Below are 17,425 nucleotides of genomic sequence, written 5' to 3' on the forward strand. Positions count from 1 at the left end.
TGCTGAGCCGCTAGGTCGCGTCGCCCAGCCCGCAGGCGAATGCCCACAGCCTGATGCCCGGTATCGGCTCCCAGTCCCGCTCGGGTATGCGCGTGAACCCGATGCGCTCGTACACGCGATGGGCCTTGTCGATGTGGGGCATCGCGGAGAGCACCATGCGGGACAGGCCGAGGGAGCGGGCGCGGTCCATGCAGGCGCGCACCAGCGTCTCGCCGATGCCGCGCCCGCGCCCGCCGGGGGCGACGGCCAGCATCCGGAACTCGCCCTCGCCGGGACCGGCTATCTCGGCGTACGGGCTGCCGGGGGCGGCGAAGGTCACCACCCCCAGCACCGCGCCGTCGGCGTCGATCGCCGTCAGCACCTCGGCGTGCTCGGCCCGGTGCGCGACATCGCGCAGCTTGCCCGCATACGGGTCGTCGGCCCCGAACGCCAGCAGTCCGTCCGCCGCGTAGGCCGCCACGAGGAGTTCACCGATCGCGTCGAACTCCGCCGGCCGTGCGGCCCTGATCATGATGTCCATGAGGCAAGTGTGCACCGGGGGTGTGACAACGCCCCCGGCACCGCACCCGGTCCCTCAGTGCCCCGCCGGCACTCCCGCCGTGGCCGGGGGCAGTTCGACCTGGACGCCCTTGTCGCCCGCGTCCGCCGTGTAGTCCTCGGGGGACGTCTCGTCGACGCCGTCCGGGGCCTGCACGGCGCGCAGCACGACGGTCAGCACGACCGTCACGAGGACGTTGAGGACGAACGCGGTCAGGCCGATGTAGCCGATCTCGCCGATGCCGGGGATCTCCGCGCTGGAGCCGCCGAAGTGCTTCTGCGTGGGGCTGGCCACCCCGTACGCCGCGAGGGTGCCGTAGAGCATGCCGGCCGCCCAGCCCGCCAGCAGCGCCCACCGGTGGAACCAGTTGGTGAACAGGCCGCCCACCAGGGCCGGCATGGTCTGGAGGATCCAGATGCCGCCCAGCAGCTGGAAGTTGATGGCGACGGTCTTGTCCATGGTCAGGACGAAGACCAGCGCGCCCACCTTCACCAGCAGCGACACCAGCTTGGCGACCTTGTGCTCCTGCGCGGGTGTGGCGCCGGGCTTGAGGAAGTCCTTGTAGATGTTGCGGGTGAAGAGGTTCGCCGCGGCGATGGACATGATCGCCGCCGGCACCAGCGCGCCGATGCCGATCGCGGCGAACGCCACGCCGGTGAACCAGTCGGGGAACATGTTCTCGAACAGCTGCGGAATGGCCAGCTGACCGTTCTGGACCTTGATCCCGGCCGCCACCGCCATGAAGCCGAGCAGCGCGAGCAGCCCCAGCATCAGCGAGTACAGCGGCAGGATGGTGGTGTTGCGGCGGATCACGTTGCGGTTGCGGGAGGACAGCGTCGCCGTGATCGAGTGCGGGTACATGAACAGCGCGAGCGCGGAACCGAGGGCCAGCGTCGCGTACGCCCACTGCGCGTTCGGCCCGCTGGCCAGTTCGCCGCGCGGTTTGCCGGTCGCCGGGTTCTTCTGCGCGAAGGTGTCCTTGGCGACCGCGAAGATGTGGTCGAAGCCGCCCAGCTTGATCGGGATGTAGACGATCGCGACGGCGATGACCAGGTAGATCAGGCCGTCCTTGACGAACGCGATCAGGGCGGGCGCCCGCAGCCCGGACGAGTACGTGTACGCCGCCAGCACGCCGAAGGCGATCAGCAGCGGCAGGTCCTTGACGAACCAGTGGGTGTTCTCGCCGCCGCCGACGCCCATCACGTCCAGCACGGCCTGGATGCCGACGAGTTGCAGCGCGATGTACGGCATCGTGGCGAGGATGCCGGTGAGCGCCACGGCCAGCGACAGGCTCTTGGAGCCGAATCGGCCGCGCACGAAGTCGGAGGTGGTGACGTAGCCGTGCTTGTGCGAGACCGACCACAGGCGCGGCAGGAAGGTGAAGATCAGCGGGTAGACGAGGATCGTGTACGGCACGGCGAAGAACCCGGCCGCGCCCGCCGCGTAGATCGCCGCGGGCACGGCGACGAAGGTGTACGCGGTGTAGAGGTCGCCGCCGAGCAGGAACCAGGTCACCCAGGTGCCGAAGCTGCGGCCGCCCAGGCCCCATTCGTCGAGGTTGTCGGACTGCTCGGCCTTGCGCCAGCGCGCCGCCAGGAAGCCCATGACCGTGACGGCCACGAAGAAGAAGATGAAGACGGCGAGCGCGACGCCGTTCACGCCGTCCTTCACCGGGACGCACCCCCCTTGCGGAGGCGCTGCTCACGCTGGACCAGCTTGTAGGCGGTCATGGTGAGCGCGGTCGAGATCAGCACCCAGAGCATCTGGTACCAGTAGAAGAACGGGACGCCGGCGAGCGTCGGCTCGACCTTCGCGTACGAGCTCACCCACAGCATCGCCACGAAGGGCGCGACCAGGCACAGCCCGGCGACCACGCGGGTGGGCGTGACGACCGGGGCGGCTCTGCCCGCTGGTGTTCCGGCTGATTCGGACGGCTCTGGCATGGCCGTGGCTCCGTTCCCTGGCGGTCCCTTGGTGATCACGGGTGTAATGGGCAGGAAATCTAAGCCAGGGAAGTTGTACGCGTCACTACCTGTCCGCATATCGGTACGGCAACGAACCGGCCGGCTCAGCAGCAGCGGAACCCGGAACGGGGGTCGCCCTCGCGCGCTTCGGCGCGCCGCCGCTCGAATTCCCGGCGGCTGGGAACCGGCGCGTCCGGCGCCTCCCGCCGGACATGCGCGACGTAGTGCTCGTAAGCGCTCTCGCCGGTCAATTCCCGTACGTACCAGCGGATCCAGCGCAGGGTGCGCCCTACCGTGGTCACGGCGCGCTCCGCCCGGCCGCGGCGAGTTCCGCCTTCTCCTCCTCGGACGCCACCAGGCCGGCCGGCGCGACGATCGCCGACCTCGTGTACGGGGCCTCGCTGAGCCGGGTGGCGGCCGGGTCGCGCAGGTGGCGTACGCACACCCGGGCCGCGTCCGCGATCACCACCACGATCAGCAGCGCGAGCACAGCGGACAGCACGCCGTCCACCGTCGAGTTGGTGACAACCGTGTGCATGTCGCTCATGTTCTTGGCGGGTGGCAGCACCTTCCCGGCGTCGATGGCGTCCTGGTAGGCCGAACGCTGCGTGAAGAAGCCGACCTTGGGGTCGCCGGAGAAGACCTTCTGCCAGCTCGCGGTGAGCGTGACGACGGCGTCCCAGACGAGCGGAATGCCCGTGATCCAGGCCCATTTCAGGCGCCCCGACTTGATCAGGAGGGTGGTGCAGACGGTCAGGGCCACCGCCGCGAGCAGCTGGTTGGCGATGCCGAAGACCGGGAAGAGCTGGTTGATGCCGCCGAGCGGCTCGTGCACGCCGACCCACAGGAAGTACCCCCACAGCGCGACCACGGCCGCGCTGCACAGCACCAGTCCGGGCTTCCAACTGACCGTGCGGAACGGCTTGTAGACGTTGCCCAGCATGTCCTGGAGCATGAAGCGGCCCACCCGGGTGCCCGCGTCCAGCGCGGTGAGGATGAACAGCGCCTCGAACATGATGGCGAAGTGGTACCAGAACGCCTTCATCCCGGCGCCGCCGAACACCTGCGAGAAGATGTCCGCGACACCGACGGCGAGGGTGGGCGCCCCGCCCGTACGGGACAGCAGCGTGTGCTCCTCGACGGCCTTGGCCGCGGCCGCCAACTGGTCGGGGGAGATGCTGTATCCGAAGTGCGCGACGGCCTGGGAAGCGGACTGGACGGTGTCGCCGATCACCCCGGCCGGCGCGTTCATCGTGAAGTACAGGCCCGGGTCGATGATCGACGCCGCGACCAGCGCCATCACCGCGACGAACGACTCCATGAGCATCGAGCCGTAGCCGATCATGCGGATCTGTGTCTCCTTCTGCACCATCTTGGGCGTGGTGCCGGAGGAGATCAGGGCGTGGAAACCGGAGAGCGCCCCGCAGGCGATGGTGATGAAGACGAACGGGAAGAGCGAGCCCGCGAAGACCGGCCCGTCGCCGCGCCCGGCGAAGGGGGTGACCGCGTCCATCTTCAGGTTCGGCAGCGTGACCAGCACGCCGACCGCCAGCAGCCCGATCGTGCCGATCTTCATGAAGGTGGAGAGGTAGTCGCGGGGCGCCAGCAGCGTCCACACCGGCAGTACGGACGCGATGAACCCGTACGCCACCAGCCAGACGACCAGCGTCTTCGGCTCCAGCGTGAACGTGTCCGCCCAGGACGAGTCGGCGACCCAGCGGCCCGCGACCAGCGCGAGCAGCAGCAGCGCGACACCGATCAGAGAGACCTCGGTGACCCGGCCGGGGCGCAGGACCCGCAGGTAGAAGCCCATCAGCAGGGCGATCGGGATGGTCATGCCGATGGAGAAGGTGCCCCAGGGGGACTGGGCGAGCGCATTGACGATGATCAGCGCCAGCACGCCCAGCAGGATGATCATGATGGCGAAGGCGGCGAGCAGCGCGGCGGCCCCGCCGGCCACGCCGATCTCCTCGCGCGCCATCTGCCCCAGCGACCTGCCGTCGCGCCGGGTGGAGAAGAACAGGACGACCATGTCCTGGACGGCGCCCGCGAAGACCACCCCGACGATGATCCAGATCGTGCCGGGCAGATAGCCCATCTGGGCGGCGAGCACCGGCCCGACCAGCGGTCCCGCGCCCGCGATGGCCGCGAAGTGGTGGCCGAGCAGCACCCGCCGGTCGGTGGGGTGGAAGTCGACGCCGTCGTTCAGCCGTTCGGCCGGGGTGGCCCGGGTCTTGTCGAACTTCAAGACGCGGGTGGCGATGAACCGCGCGTAGAAGCGGTAGGCGATGGCGTACGAGCCGAGGGCCGCGGCGACCATCCAGGCGGCGGAGACCTCCTCGCCGCGGGACAGCGCGAGCAGCGTCCAGCCGGCGGCACCGGCCAGCGTCACGGCCGTCCACAGCGCGATCTTCCGGGGATTGGCGGCGGTTCGTGGCCGGCCTGCTGGGCTCACCTGTACGTCCTCCCGTCGACGCGACGACGGAAGGACCGTAGAGGCAGGAGGGCGGGTCGCGCCATACCCCCGGGCGTCAGTCCGCGGGCCGCCGGAGCCTGGCGACGAACTTGTAGCGGTCGCCGCGGTAGACCGAGCGCACCCACTCCACCGGGGCGCCCTCGGTGTCGAGCGAGTGCCGGGAGAGCAGCAGCATCGGCAGGCCCACGTCGGTACCGAGCAGCCCGGCCTCGCGCGGCGTGGCCAGCGAGGTCTCGATGGTCTCCTCGGCCTCCGCGGGCCGGACGCCGTAGACCTCGGACAGCGCCGTGTAGAGCGAGGTGTACTTGACGAGGTTGCGGCGCAGGGCCGGGAAGCGCTTGGCCGACAGGTGGGTGGTCTCGATGGCCATCGGCTCGCCGCTGGCCAGCCGGAGCCGTTCGATGCGCAGCACCCGGCCGCCGGCCGTGATGTCCAGCAGCCCGGCGAGCCGGTCGTCGGCGGTGACGTAGCCGATGTCCAGCAGCTGCGAGGCGGGCTCCAGGCCCTGAGCCCGCATGTCCTCGGTGTACGAGGTCAGTTGCAGCGCCTGCGAGACCTTGGGTTTGGCGACGAAGGTGCCCTTGCCCTGGATGCGCTCCAGCCGGCCCTCGACGACCAGTTCCTGGAGGGCCTGGCGTACCGTCGTACGGGACGTGTCGAACTCGGCGGCGAGGGTCCGCTCCGGCGGTACCGGCGTGCCGGGCGGCAGCGTCTCGGTGATCTCCAGCAAGTGGCGCTTGAGGCGGTAGTACTTGGGCACACGGGCGGTGCGCGCGCCGCCGCCGTTGTCCGCACTGCCCCCGTCGGTCTCCATGACCCGCCTCTCCGACTCCTGTCGCGCTGCCGTCACCGGCTCCTCCGTACGTAGCGGCTCACATCGTGGCACGGGTGGGGTCCCGATGCTCCCTTGCTGGTCCGTGCCCGTCCGTGGGGCCTGTCGCCAACGTAGCGGCTGCCCTGCGGACGGGCGCCACCGGCGCGGTCACAGGCCCCAGATGTCGGTCCGGTAACGGACCTGACAGCGACTCTTATACACCCTTGACACCCCAAAAGGTCTAGGCCAAGCTGCGGGCACTGGTCTAAACCATTAAAGACCACTCACGGCCTTTAGGGGAGAGCGCAATGAAGCGTGGACTCATAGCGGCGACGGCAGTCGCGGGAATGTTGGTGAGTGTCGCTGCCTGTGGGTCCAGCGACAGCAAGTCGGCGGGGGCCGGCAGCTTCAAGGGCAAGAAGCTGATCGTCTGGGTGATGGACGGCTCCAACCCGACGCAGTGGACCAAGCAGGTCTCCGAGGACTTCACCAAGAAGACCGGCGCCACGGTCGAATTCCGCGTCCAGCAGTGGAACGGCATCCAGCAGAAGCTGACCACCGCCCTGTCCGAGGACAGCCCGCCCGACGTCGTCGAGATCGGCAACACCCAGACCGCCGCGTACGCCAAGGCCGGCGCGCTCGCGGACCTGGGCGACCTGAAGAAGGAGATCGGCGCCGACTGGAACGACTCCTTCAACAAGGCGGCCATGGCCGACGGCAAGCAGTACGCCCTCCCCTGGTACGCGGGCAACCGCGTGGTGATGTACAACAAGAAGATCTGGGCGCAGGCGGGCATCAAGGAACTGCCCAAGACCCGCTCGGAACTGTTCAAGGCCTTCGACACCATCAAGCAGAAGACCGAGGCCGAGCCGCTCTACCTGCCCGGCCAGAACTGGTACTTCTTCGACGGCCTGACCATCGGCACCGGCGCCGACCTGGTGAAGAAGGAAGGCAGCAAGTGGGTCTCCAACCTCGGTGACCCCAAGGTCTCCAAGGCCATGGACATCTACAAGCAGTACCAGGCATTCAGCTCCGCCCCGAAGAACAAGGACGAGGCCACCCCGCAGCAGGCGGAGATCTTCTCCAAGGGCAAGACCGGCGCGCTCATCGCGATGGGCTACGAGGCCAACACCGCCGTGAAGGCCAACCCGGCCATCAAGGACGACATCGGCTTCTTCCCCATCCCGGGCGAGACCGCCGACAAGCCCGAGGGCGTCTTCCTCGGCGGCTCCAACTTCGCCGTCGCCGGCGGCGGCCAGAACCAGGAACTGGCCAAGGAGTTCCTGAAGGTCGCGCTGTCCAAGAAGAACGACGGGCAGATGGTCAAGGAGGTCGGCTGGAGCCCGAAGTCCCCCGACCTGGAGGAAGCCGCCAAGAGCAACCCGGCCGCCGCGGCCGCCGCGCCCGGCGCCGCCAAGTCCAGCGGCACCACGCCGCTGATCCCCGAGTGGGCCCAGGTCGAGAACACCCCGAACCCGATCAAGAACTACATGACCGCGGTTCTGAACGGCAAGGCCCCCGCGGACGCCGCCAAGGACGTCGAGGGCGAGATCAACAAGCGGCTGGCGCAGAAGCAGTAAGCGCGCCGCACCGAGAGACGCGGTCCCCGCGGCGGCGACACGGCCCAGCCGCGGGGACCGCCACCGTACGGGTTCCGTACGGGAGCCGGCCGTCCCGGCCCCCGTACGGAACCACCAGCTTGAGCACGACCGGGTGATGGGGAGAAGCGGGACATGTCAGTGCAGATCGAGGACGCGGTGCAGGACTCCGCGCCGCGGATCGGCAAGGGCGGCGCCCCGCCGCCACGGCGCGGCCGCGGGACCGGCCGGGCCGGCCGGAGCGCCCCCTACCTGCTGCTGATCCCGGCCCTGGCCGCCACCGCGGTCTTCCTGGGCTGGCCCATGGTGCGGAACCTGATCATCTCGTTCCAGAACCTGAACATGAAGCAGCTCATCCAGCACCTCACCGAGTGGCGCGGCTTCGACAACTACGCGGAGATCCTGGGCGGCGAGCAGTTCTGGCGGGTCACCCTCCGCACCGTCGTCTTCACGGCCGTCAACGTCACCCTGATCATGGTGCTGGGCGTCCTGATCGGCCTCCTGCTGGCCCGCCTCGGCAAGAAGATGCGCCTGACGCTGTCCGTCGCGCTCGTCCTGACCTGGGCGATGCCCGTCATCGCCGCCACCACCGTCTTCCAGTGGCTGTTCGACGCCCGCTACGGCGTCGTCAACTGGGTGCTGGACAAGCTGGGCTGGCACTCGATGGCCCAGTACGACTGGGTCGGCAGCCAGCTGTCCACCTTCTTCGTGATCACCGTGCTGATCGTCTGGCAGTCGCTGCCGTTCGTGGCGCTGAACCTCTACGCCGCGACCACGACCATCCCCAAGGAGCTGTACGAGGCGGCCCGGATGGACGGCGCCGGAAACTGGAAGGTCTTCACCAGCGTCACCTTCCCCTTCCTCAAGCCGTTCTTCCTGGCGACCACGTTCCTGGAGGTCATCTGGGTCTTCAAGGCGTTCCCGCAGATCTTCGCGATCAACGAGGGCGGCCCGGACCGGCTCACCGAGACCCTGCCGATCTACGCCTTCACCGAAGGCGTCGGCAACCTCCACTTCGGCATGGGCGCGGCGATCTCGCTGCTGACGATCGTCGTCCTGCTCGCCATGACCGCGTACTACCTGCGACTGACCCTGAAGCAAGAGGAGGACGAGCTGTGAACCGCTCACTGCTCGGCCGCATCTGGCCCAACGCCGCGGCGATCGTGCTCGCCCTCGGCTTCGTCTTCCCCGTGTACTGGATGTTCACCACGGCCTTCAAGCCGAACAGCGACATCATCACCGAGGACCCGGTGTGGTTCCCGCTCCACGGCACCTTCGAGCACTTCTCGACCGCTGTGAACGCCCCGAACTTCTGGACCCTCGTCGGCAACTCCGTCACCGTCACCGTGCTGGCGGTCGGCCTGTCGCTGCTGATCGCCCTGTGCGGGTCCTTCGCCATCGCCCGGATGCGCTTCAAGGGCCGCAAGAGCATCATCCTGACCTTCATGGTCGCCCAGATGGCGCCCTGGGAGGTCCTGGTCATCTCGGTCTACATGATCGTGCGCGACGCCGACATGCTCAACAGCCTGGTGCCCTTGACCTTCTTCTACATGCTCATGGTGCTGCCCTTCACCCTCCTGACGCTGCGCGGCTACGTCGCCGCCGTGCCCAAGGAGCTGGAGGAGTCCGCGATGGTCGACGGCTGCACCCGCCGGCAGGCGTTCGTGAAGATCATCTTCCCGCTGCTGGCACCCGGCCTGATGGCCACCTCGCTGTTCGGCTTCATCACCGCGTGGAACGAATTCCCGATGGTGCTGGTTCTCAACAAGGAGCCAGACAAGGGCACCCTGCCGCTGTGGCTCTCGCAATTCCAGAGCCAGTTCGGCGACGACTGGGGCGCCACGATGGCCGCCGCCTCGATCTTCGCCCTGCCGATCCTGGTCCTGTTCCTGTTCCTGCAACGCAAGGCGGTCGGCGGACTGACCGCCGGCGCAGTGAAGGGATGACGCGCGCCATGACGACACTCCTCAGCTCGGCCGACACCCTCACCCGCGACGCGCTCACCGTCCTCCAGCCCGGCTTCACCGGCACCGACGCGCCCGACTGGCTGCTGCGCCGGCTCGGCGAGGGCCTCGCCTCCGTCGGACTGTTCGGCCGCAACATCGCCTCGCCCGACCAGCTCGCCGCGCTCACCGCCCAGCTGCGGGCCGAGCGCGAGGACGTCCTGGTCGCCATCGACGAGGAGGGCGGCGACGTCACCCGCCTCGAAGTACGCGGCGGCTCCTCCTTCCCCGGCAACCTCGCCCTCGGCGCGGTCGACGACACCCGGCTCACCCACGACGTGGCCCGCGAACTCGGCCGCCGCCTGGCCGAGTGCGGCGTCAACCTCAACTGGGCGCCGTCCGCCGACGTCAACTCCAACCCCTCCAACCCGGTCATCGGCGTCCGGTCCTTCGGCGCCGACCCCCTCCTGGTCGCCCGGCACACCGCCGCGTACGTCGAAGGGCTCCAGTCCGCCGGCGTCGCCGCCTGCGCCAAGCACTTCCCCGGCCACGGCGACACCGCCGTCGACTCCCACCACGACCTGCCGCGCATCGCCGCCGAACTGCGCACCCTCCAGGAACGCGAGCTGGTGCCCTTCCGCGCCGCCATCGCCGCCGGCACCAAAGCCGTGATGAGCGCGCACATCCTGCTCCCGGCCCTGGACGGCACGCTGCCCGCCACCCTGAGCCACAACGTGCTCACCGGCCTGCTGCGCGCCCCCGCCTCCGAAGGCGGCCTCGGCTTCGACGGGCTGATCGTCACCGACGGCATGGAGATGCGGGCCATCTCGGCGGTGTACGGCATCGAGCGGGGCAGCGTCCTGGCCATCGCCGCCGGCGCCGACGCCATCTGCGTCGGCGGGGGACTGGCCGACGAAGACACCGTGCTGCGGCTGCGGGACGCCCTGGTCAGGGCGGTACGCGACGGAGAGCTGGCGGAGCAGCGGCTCGCCGACGCCGCGGCCAGGGTCCGCGCCCTGGCACGGTGGACCCGGAGCGCGGGCGCGACACCGGGGGCCCTCTCCGGGGAGCGAGGGGTCGCGCCCGCACCCGAGGCCGGCCTCATCGCGGCCCGCCGCGCGCTGCGCGTCACCCGCAACGGCCCGTACGAGCCCCTCACCACGCCCGCCTACGTCGCGGCCTTCACCCCCGTCGCCAACATCGCCGTCGGCGACGAGACCCCCTGGGGCGTCGCCGCCGAACTGGCCCGCCTCGTCCCCGGCACCGAGACCGGTACGTACGGGAACGCCGGCACCACCGAGCCGGACGCGGCCGCGCAGACCGCCGAGGTGCTGCGGGCCGCCGGGCAGCGGCGGATCGTCGCCGTCGTCCGCGACGCGCACCGGCACGCCTGGATGAGCGGCGCCCTGGACGCGCTGCTCGCCGCGCGCCCGGACACGGTGGTCGTCGAGATGGGGGTCCCGCAGGCCGCACCGCGCGGGGCCCTGCACATCGCCACCCACGGCGCGGCCCGCGTCTGCGGCCGCGCCGCCGCGGAGGTCATCGCGGGTGGGTGACCCCCTGCCGGGCCGCGGAAGGGGAGCCGCCGGCCCGGCGGGGGATACACGTCCGCAGAGATGACGCGACTCGGCCGGGGCGCCTTCACGGGGGCGCCCCGGCCGAGTCGTGTGCGAACAGCGGTCCGCTTGCCTACAGCCCCTGCCACTCCGGCTTGGCGGCGTAGGTGGCGCGGAAGTAGTCGGCCAGCTTGAGCTTGGACGCGGCGGCCTCGTCCACGACGACCGTCGCGTGCGGGTGCAGCTGGAGCGCGGAGGCCGGCACCAGGGCCGAGACCGGGCCCTCGACGGACTGCGCGACGGCGTCCGCCTTGCCCTCGCCGGTGGCGAGCAGCACCAGGTGGCGGGCCTCCAGGATGGTGCCGATGCCCTGGGTGATGACGTGGTGGGGCACCTCGTCCAGGCTGTCGAAGAACCGGGCGTTGTCCTCCCGGGTCTGCTGCGTCAGCGTCTTGATCCGGGTACGGGAGGCGAGCGAGGAACACGGCTCGTTGAAGCCGATGTGCCCGTCGGTGCCGATGCCCAGCAGCTGGAGGTCCACCCCGCCGGCCTCGCTCAGCGCCCGGTCGTACGCCTCACAGGCCGCCTGCACGTCCTCGGCGGTGCCGTCGGGCCCCATGAACGCCTTCTCGCCCAGCCCCAGCGGCTCGACGACCTCGCGCAGCACCACGGAACGGTACGACTCCGGGTGCCCGGCGGGCAGCCCGACGTACTCGTCGAGCTGGCAGACACGGGCACGCGAGACATCCACCTCACCGCCGCGGACCTTGCCCGCCAGCGCTTCGTAGACGGGCAGCGGAGTCGATCCAGTGGCCACACCCAACAGCGCCTCGGGCTTGCGGCGCACCAGGGCGGCCATGGCCTCCGCGATCAGCTCGCCGCCTGCCTTGGCGTCCGGGACGATGACAACTTCCACGCTTTGCCTGCCGATCTGGAGAAAAGGACCATGTGGTATAGACCAATCTACCAGAGCCCGCCCCTCCGGACCCGGTGACATCCGGCAACTCCGGCGTTAACAGACAGGGAACGCGAGCCCCGCCCCCGCACGTCCGCCCTACGCGGGTACCCGACCCACGACCGGAATATCGGGCCCGGCCCCCGGCCCCCGGCAGCCGGCTGGGGCACAGCCGTGCAGGCACGCTCGGGTCCCCGGGCGGGCCGCGGGCGCGCGGGCACACTCGGGTCCCCCGGCCGCGCGGGCGCACTCGGGTCCTCGGGCGCGCAGGCACGCACAGTCGTCGGAAGGCGGTCGCAATGCCCGGCAGGGAGAACGGCAGGGAGAACCGCACGGAGAACGGCCCGGACAACCGCACGGAGGGCCGCACGGAGGGCCGCACGGAGAGTCGCACGGAGAGTCGCATCGAGGAGCGCGCGAAAGGCCGCCCCCCGAGTGGCGCGCCCGGCGGTTCCGGCGCGCCCGGTGGCCCCGGCGGTTCCGGCGCGCCCGGTGGCCCCGGCGGGCGCCCGGGGCGCTTCATGGCCGCCGAGATGGCCGAGCAGCCGGACGTGCTGCGCCGCATCCTCGCCGAGGGCGCGGCGGGGATCCGTACGGTCGCCGGGCGGATCGCCGCCCGCGGGCCACGGTTCGTCCTGCTCACCGCACGCGGCACGTCGGACAACGCGGCCCTCTACGCCAAGTACCTGTTCGAAGTGCGGCTCGGCAAACCCTGCGGTCTCACCTCCATGTCCACGACCACCGCCTACGGCGCGCGGCCCGATCTCCGGGACTGCCTGGTCGTCGCGGTCAGCCAGTCCGGCGGGTCGCCCGACCTCGTCGCGTCCACCAGGGCCGCCCGCGAGGCCGGTGCGATCACCCTCGCGGTGACCAACAACGCCGCTTCGGCGCTCGCCGAGGCCGGCGAGTTCCACATCGACGTACTGGCCGGCCCGGAGCGCGCCCTGCCCGCCACGAAGACCTACACGGCCGAACTCCTCGCCCTCTACCTCCTCGTCGAGGGCCTGCGCGACAGCCGGGACCACCCCGGCCCGGCCGCCACACGCGGAGCCGGCGCCGGCCCCGCGGCGGAACCGGCCGTGCAGAGGCTGCCCGACCTCGCCGCATCCGTCCTCGCCCGCCACGACGAGGTCAAGGCCCTCGCCGCCCGCTACCGGTTCGCGGAGCGCATGGTGCTCACCTCCCGTGGTTACGGCTATCCGACGGCCAAGGAAGCCGCCCTCAAGCTGATGGAGACCAGCTACATCCCCGCCCTCTCCTACTCCGGCGCCGACCTCCTGCACGGCCCCCTCGCCATGGTCGACAACATCTCCCCGGTCATCGCGATCGTCACCGAGGGCAAGGGCGGCGAGGCGCTGCGGCCCGTACTGGAGCGGCTGCGCGACCGCGGCGCCGACCTGGTGGTCGTCGGCAGCCGCGCCGAGGTCGACCGCGCCGTGGCCGGCTTCGCGCTGCCGACCCACGGCGTACCCGAGGAGCTCCAGCCCGTCCTGGAGATCCTGCCGCTGCAGAGGCTGGCCTACGAGGTCACGCTCGCCCGCGGCCAGGACCCGGACGCCCCCCGATCCCTGGCCAAGGTCACGGAAACCCACTGAGGTAAGTCGGTCAGGCCGGGAGGCAGCCCGAGTGGCTGGCCGGACGGCAGACCGAGCGGCAGGCGGAGCCGCAGACCGGACGGCAGACCACCGAGCCGCAGACCGGGCCGCAGACCGGCCGCCGGCCGAATGGCTGGCCGGGCGGCGGACCGGGCGGCGGACCGGGCGGCGGACCGGGTGGTGTTCCGGGCGGCAGACTCAGCAGCGTTCTGGGCGGCGGACCGGTTGGCGGGTGCGGACGCCGGAGCTCAGAGCAGGGCGCCTCCCGTCGCGTCGATCCACTGGCCGGTGATCCAGCGGCTGTCGTCGGAGGCGAGGAAGGCGACGATGTCGCCGATGTCGCGCGACTCGCCGACACGGCCCAGGGCGGATATGTCCGCCGACGCCTGCCACGCCTCGTCGCCGGAGCGCAGCCAGCCCGCGTTCATGTCCGTGTCGGTCACGCCGGGGGCGACCGCGTTGACCGTGATGCCGCGGGGGCCCAGGTCCTTGGCGAGCGTCGAGGTGAAGACGTCGATCGCGCCCTTGGACATGGAGTAGGCGATCAGCTCGGGCTTGGCGTGGCCGCGCGTGAGGCCCGTCGAGATGTTGATGACGCGGCCGCCGTCGCGCAGGCGCTCCAGGCCCAGCTGGGTGAGGAAGAAAGGCGCCTTCGTGTTGATGGCGAAGATGCGGTCGAACCCTTCCTCGGTCATCTCCGACAGCGGTGCGATCGGAGTGTTGACGCCGGCGTTGTTCACCAGGATGTCCAAGCCCTCGGCCTGCGCGTCGAACGCGGACCACAGGGTCTCGGCGTCCCCCGGCACCCCCAGCTCGGCCTGTATGGCGAACGCCTGGCCGCCCGCCTCCTCGATCGCCGCCACCGTCTTCTTCGCGGCGGCCTCGTCACGGCCGTAGTGCACCGCGACCCGCGCACCGTCCCGCCCCAGCCGCTCCGCGATCGCCCGGCCGATGCCCCTGCTGCCGCCCGTGACCAGCGCCGTCCTGCCCGTGAGCACGCCCATGACCGCGCCCCCCTTTCTGTATCGGTTGCTATAGAAAGAAGGTAGCAGGCTTTCCGTAGCGAGCGCTATAGAATTGAGGAATGGCGACGAAACAGCGTGGACGACCCCGGTCCTTCGACCGGGAGACGGCCCTGGAGCAGGCGATGCGGGCCTTCTGGGAACACGGCTACGAAGCCGTCTCCATCGCCGACCTCACCGAGGCCATGGGGATCAAGGCGCCGAGCCTGTACGCGGCGTTCGGTGACAAGCGCACGCTCTTCGAGGAGACGGTCGAGGCGTACGTCCGGGACTTCGGCGCCTTCTCCGGCCGCGCCCTGGACGAGGAGCCGACCGCGCGCCGGGCCGTGGCCCGGCTGCTGCGTGAGGCGGCGGCCTTCCACACCCTGCCGGGCTATCCGCGCGGCTGCATGGTCATCACGGCCGCCACCAACTGCACGGTGCAGTCCGAGGACGTCATGCGCAGCCTTCAGGAGCGCCGCGGCCGGAACGTGGAGATGATCGAGGAGCGGATCCGCGGCGACATCGCGGCCGGTGAGCTGCCCGCCGGCACCGACGCGCACGCGCTCGCGAGCTACAGCGCGACCGTGCTCCAGGGCATGTCCCAGCAGGCGCGGGACGGCGCGGACCGTACGACGCTGGAGCGGGTGGCCGAGCTGGCGATGGCCGCCTGGCCGCCCGGCCGCGGCGAAGGCGGGGAGGCGAAGGGGGAAGCGGCCGGAGCCCGCGACGGTGGCTGAGGTGCCCGTATGACGCGGTCGCCCCGGAAACACCCGCGGGCCGCGGCGCCGGGACAGGACCCTCAACCTGTCCGGCACCGCAGCCCGGAGCTTCATCGGCCGGCCCGGCGGCGGGACGCGCCCCACGTGCGGCAGGAACGCACGCCCGCCCAAAGGCCGGTCGACCTGAGGCCGCCGCGCAGTCAGGGCAGAGAGCGCCTGGGCCTCTATCCGCTCTCCTGTGCGGGGAGAGCGGAGGTATCTGCAGTTCTGAAGTCTGGTTCCGCCGCCGCCGGGCGGCCGGGGGCCACCCCATCGGAGTGCGGTACCAACTCATTGTGGACTAGACCATTCTGATCTGTCCATGCCCTTGCACAGGCAACAACCCCACCGTACGCCGGTAGGCTCCCATGCGTGCCCTCCATGAACGATCTCGTACGCCAGCACACCGCCCTCAGCGACTCCGACCTGGAGTGGCTGCACCTGCTGGTCTCGGAGTGGCAGCTGCTCTCCGACCTCTCCTTCGCCGACCTCGTCCTGTGGGTCCCCACCCTGGACGGCACGCGCTACGTGTCCGTCGCCCAGATGCGGCCCAACACCGGACCGACCTCCTACCAGGACGACATGGTCGGCCACCTGGTCCCGCGCGGCCGCCGCCCCATGCTCGACTCCGCCCTGGACGAGGGACGGATCGTACGCGAGGGCGACCCCGAGTGGCGCGAGGAGGTGCCGGTACGCGTCGAGTCGATCCCGGTGCGCCGGGAGGGCCGGGTGCTGGGCGTGATCGCCCGCAACACGAACCTGCTGACGGTACGGACGCCGAGCCGGCTGGAGCTCACGTACCTCCAGAGCGCCTCCGACCTCGCCCAGATGATCGCCGCAGGATCCTTTCCCTTCCCCGGCCAGCAGGTCGACATGGACGCCTCGCCGCGCGCCGGCGACGGGCTGATCCGGCTCGACGCGGACGGCGTCGTCCAGTACGCCAGCCCGAACGCCCTCTCGGCCTACCACCGCCTGGGCCTCGCCGCCGACCTTGTGGGCCACCACCTCGGCCAGGCCACCGCCGAACTGGCGCCCGCGCGCGGCCCGGTCGACGAGGCGCTGGTCAAGCTGGCCAGCGGCTGGGCGCCGCGGGAGTTCGAGGTCGAGGGCGAGGACGGGGTGATCCAGCTGCGCGCCATCCCGCTCAAGCCCAAGGGCACGCACATCGGTTCGCTGGTCCTGCTGCGCGACGTCACCGAACTCCGGCGCCGGGAACGGGAGCTGATCACCAAGGACGCCACCATCCGGGAGATCCATCACCGGGTGAAGAACAACTTGCAGACCGTGGCCGCCCTGCTGCGCCTCCAGTCCCGCCGGATGGACTCCGAACAGGGGCGCGAGGCGCTCAACGAGGCCGTACGCAGGGTCGGTTCGATCGCGATCGTCCACGAGACGCTGTCGCAGAACCTCGACGAGCGCGTCGAGTTCGACGAGATCGCCGACCGGGTGCTGGCGATGGTCGCGGAGATCGCCCCGGGCGCGGTGACCACGCGCCGTACCGGTCGCTTCGGCATACTCGACGCCGAGGTCGCCACGCCGCTCTCCATGGTCCTCACGGAGATCCTGCAGAACGCCCTCGAACACGCCTTCGTTCCAGGGGATCAGGGCACCGTCGAGGTCGGCGCGGTGCGCGGTGGCAGCCGTACGGAGCCCCGCCTGCTGGTCACCGTCCAGGACAACGGCCGCGGCCTGCCGGAAGGGTTCGACCCGCACCGGGCCGGGAACCTCGGCCTGCAGATCGTGCGCACGCTGGTGGAAGGCGAGTTGGGCGGAAAGTTCGACATGCTGCCCGGGGCCGAGCGGGGCACTCAGGTGATCCTCGATATTCCCGTACGAGCGGATAAGCACTGACGGGAACCAGTGACGGGAACCACTGACGGGAAGCGCCGATGAAGTGCCGGTGAAGCACCGATGATGCGGCCTTTCATCAAGTGAGCGGTTCTCGCGGGTTATTCGTGAATACGCCGGCTCCCTACCCGGTGTCCGTATCGCGGAGGAGCGCGCGGGGTGCGGGCCGCCGGGTTTCCCGTACGGCAGATCGATGTCACGGAAGAGTGACGGCGGCGGTGGCAAATGGACAACGGTGAATCGCCGTTGACGGCCGGGTGCGTGGGCGCAAAGGTCCGGACCTGACCGGAGCGACGGCCGATACCCGCACCCGGGGCCCGTACCCGGAACCCGCGCCCGGCCCCGTACGCGGAACCCGCCCCGGACAGCAGTAAGC

General features: G+C 70.6%; 15 protein-coding genes. 7 read left to right on the forward strand and 8 right to left on the reverse strand.

Going from position 1 to position 17,425, the window contains the following annotated elements; genetic code table 11:
- Positions 1-10: 10 nt before the first annotated feature.
- The 6 genes from ACH4OW_RS22180 to ACH4OW_RS22205 form a co-directional block, all read right to left on the reverse strand.
- Positions 11-520 carry a GNAT family N-acetyltransferase gene (locus tag ACH4OW_RS22180; RefSeq protein ID WP_398029734.1) on the reverse strand — a complete coding sequence of 170 codons (510 nt, stop codon included), beginning with the start codon at positions 518-520 and terminating at the stop codon, positions 11-13.
- A gap of 54 nt (positions 521-574) precedes the next feature.
- Positions 575-2,209: a monocarboxylate uptake permease MctP gene (gene mctP, locus ACH4OW_RS22185; protein WP_398029735.1), complete on the reverse strand. Its 1,635-nt coding sequence runs from the start codon at positions 2,207-2,209 to the stop codon at positions 575-577.
- Entirely contained in the window at positions 2,206-2,481 is a 276-nt protein-coding gene (locus ACH4OW_RS22190) for a DUF3311 domain-containing protein (protein WP_360133123.1), read from the reverse strand. The genes mctP and ACH4OW_RS22190 overlap by 4 nt, the downstream gene beginning before the upstream one ends.
- A gap of 125 nt (positions 2,482-2,606) precedes the next feature.
- Positions 2,607-2,804, reverse strand: coding sequence for a CstA-like transporter-associated (seleno)protein (locus ACH4OW_RS22195; RefSeq protein ID WP_398029736.1), 198 nt, complete (start codon positions 2,802-2,804; stop codon positions 2,607-2,609).
- Entirely contained in the window at positions 2,801-4,957 is a 2,157-nt protein-coding gene (locus tag ACH4OW_RS22200; protein ID WP_398029737.1) for a carbon starvation CstA family protein, read from the reverse strand. Before ACH4OW_RS22200 ends, ACH4OW_RS22195 begins: the two co-directional genes overlap by 4 nt.
- Before the next feature lie 76 nt (positions 4,958-5,033).
- Positions 5,034-5,792 (reverse strand): GntR family transcriptional regulator, encoded by a 759-nt coding sequence (locus tag ACH4OW_RS22205; RefSeq protein WP_360133325.1) that lies wholly within the window; start codon positions 5,790-5,792, stop codon positions 5,034-5,036.
- Between the two features lie 347 nt (positions 5,793-6,139).
- On the opposite strand from ACH4OW_RS22205, the gene ACH4OW_RS22210 reads away from it, so the two are divergent.
- From ACH4OW_RS22210 to ACH4OW_RS22225, 4 genes are all read left to right on the forward strand, one after another.
- Complete coding sequence (locus ACH4OW_RS22210; RefSeq protein ID WP_398029778.1) at positions 6,140-7,372, forward strand: extracellular solute-binding protein; 1,233 nt, start codon at positions 6,140-6,142, stop codon at positions 7,370-7,372.
- 153 nt (positions 7,373-7,525) lie between these two features.
- On the forward strand, positions 7,526-8,509 hold the full coding sequence (locus tag ACH4OW_RS22215; protein WP_398029738.1) for a carbohydrate ABC transporter permease: 984 nt from the start codon (positions 7,526-7,528) through the stop codon (positions 8,507-8,509).
- Positions 8,506-9,336 (forward strand): carbohydrate ABC transporter permease, encoded by an 831-nt coding sequence (locus ACH4OW_RS22220; RefSeq protein ID WP_360133112.1) that lies wholly within the window; start codon positions 8,506-8,508, stop codon positions 9,334-9,336. Before ACH4OW_RS22215 ends, ACH4OW_RS22220 begins: the two co-directional genes overlap by 4 nt.
- An 8-nt stretch (positions 9,337-9,344) precedes the next feature.
- A complete protein-coding gene (locus ACH4OW_RS22225) occupies positions 9,345-10,889 on the forward strand; it encodes a glycoside hydrolase family 3 protein (protein WP_398029739.1) in 1,545 nt (514 codons plus the stop codon).
- Between the two features lie 133 nt (positions 10,890-11,022).
- Here ACH4OW_RS22225 and nagB read toward each other — a convergent pair whose 3' ends face one another.
- Positions 11,023-11,805 (reverse strand): glucosamine-6-phosphate deaminase, encoded by a 783-nt coding sequence (gene nagB, locus ACH4OW_RS22230; protein WP_360133106.1) that lies wholly within the window; start codon positions 11,803-11,805, stop codon positions 11,023-11,025.
- A 560-nt stretch (positions 11,806-12,365) separates the two neighbouring features.
- Here nagB and ACH4OW_RS22235 point away from each other — a divergent pair.
- The gene (locus tag ACH4OW_RS22235) at positions 12,366-13,439 is read left to right on the forward strand and encodes an SIS domain-containing protein (protein ID WP_398029740.1); all 1,074 of its coding nucleotides are present in this window, start codon (positions 12,366-12,368) and stop codon (positions 13,437-13,439) included.
- 248 nt (positions 13,440-13,687) lie between these two features.
- Here ACH4OW_RS22235 and ACH4OW_RS22240 read toward each other — a convergent pair whose 3' ends face one another.
- The gene (locus tag ACH4OW_RS22240) at positions 13,688-14,443 is read right to left on the reverse strand and encodes an SDR family oxidoreductase (protein ID WP_398029741.1); all 756 of its coding nucleotides are present in this window, start codon (positions 14,441-14,443) and stop codon (positions 13,688-13,690) included.
- 80 nt (positions 14,444-14,523) lie between these two features.
- Here ACH4OW_RS22240 and ACH4OW_RS22245 point away from each other — a divergent pair, with 80 nt between their 5' ends.
- Positions 14,524-15,180 (forward strand): TetR/AcrR family transcriptional regulator, encoded by a 657-nt coding sequence (locus tag ACH4OW_RS22245; RefSeq protein WP_360133097.1) that lies wholly within the window; start codon positions 14,524-14,526, stop codon positions 15,178-15,180.
- A 402-nt stretch (positions 15,181-15,582) separates the two neighbouring features.
- Complete coding sequence (locus ACH4OW_RS22250) at positions 15,583-17,052, forward strand: PAS domain-containing sensor histidine kinase (RefSeq protein ID WP_360133319.1); 1,470 nt, start codon at positions 15,583-15,585, stop codon at positions 17,050-17,052.
- The last annotated feature ends 373 nt before the right edge of the window (positions 17,053-17,425 follow it).

The sequence above is a fragment of the Streptomyces sp. NPDC017056 genome, from assembly GCF_044332485.1.
Taxonomy (GTDB): Bacteria; Actinomycetota; Actinomycetes; order Streptomycetales; family Streptomycetaceae; genus Streptomyces.

Coding starts and splice junctions, on each gene's coding strand:
- ACH4OW_RS22180 (WP_398029734.1), bottom strand. CDS start 520: ATGGACATCATGATCAGGGCCGCACGGCCGGCGGAGTTCGACGCGATC.
- ACH4OW_RS22235 (WP_398029740.1), top strand. CDS start 12,366: ATGGCCGCCGAGATGGCCGAGCAGCCGGACGTGCTGCGCCGCATCCTC.
- ACH4OW_RS22225 (WP_398029739.1), top strand. CDS start 9,345: ATGACGACACTCCTCAGCTCGGCCGACACCCTCACCCGCGACGCGCTC.
- ACH4OW_RS22205 (WP_360133325.1), bottom strand. CDS start 5,792: ATGGAGACCGACGGGGGCAGTGCGGACAACGGCGGCGGCGCGCGCACC.
- ACH4OW_RS22240 (WP_398029741.1), bottom strand. CDS start 14,443: ATGGGCGTGCTCACGGGCAGGACGGCGCTGGTCACGGGCGGCAGCAGG.
- ACH4OW_RS22215 (WP_398029738.1), top strand. CDS start 7,526: ATGTCAGTGCAGATCGAGGACGCGGTGCAGGACTCCGCGCCGCGGATC.
- ACH4OW_RS22245 (WP_360133097.1), top strand. CDS start 14,524: ATGGCGACGAAACAGCGTGGACGACCCCGGTCCTTCGACCGGGAGACG.
- ACH4OW_RS22210 (WP_398029778.1), top strand. CDS start 6,140: ATGTTGGTGAGTGTCGCTGCCTGTGGGTCCAGCGACAGCAAGTCGGCG.
- ACH4OW_RS22190 (WP_360133123.1), bottom strand. CDS start 2,481: ATGCCAGAGCCGTCCGAATCAGCCGGAACACCAGCGGGCAGAGCCGCC.
- ACH4OW_RS22250 (WP_360133319.1), top strand. CDS start 15,583: ATGAACGATCTCGTACGCCAGCACACCGCCCTCAGCGACTCCGACCTG.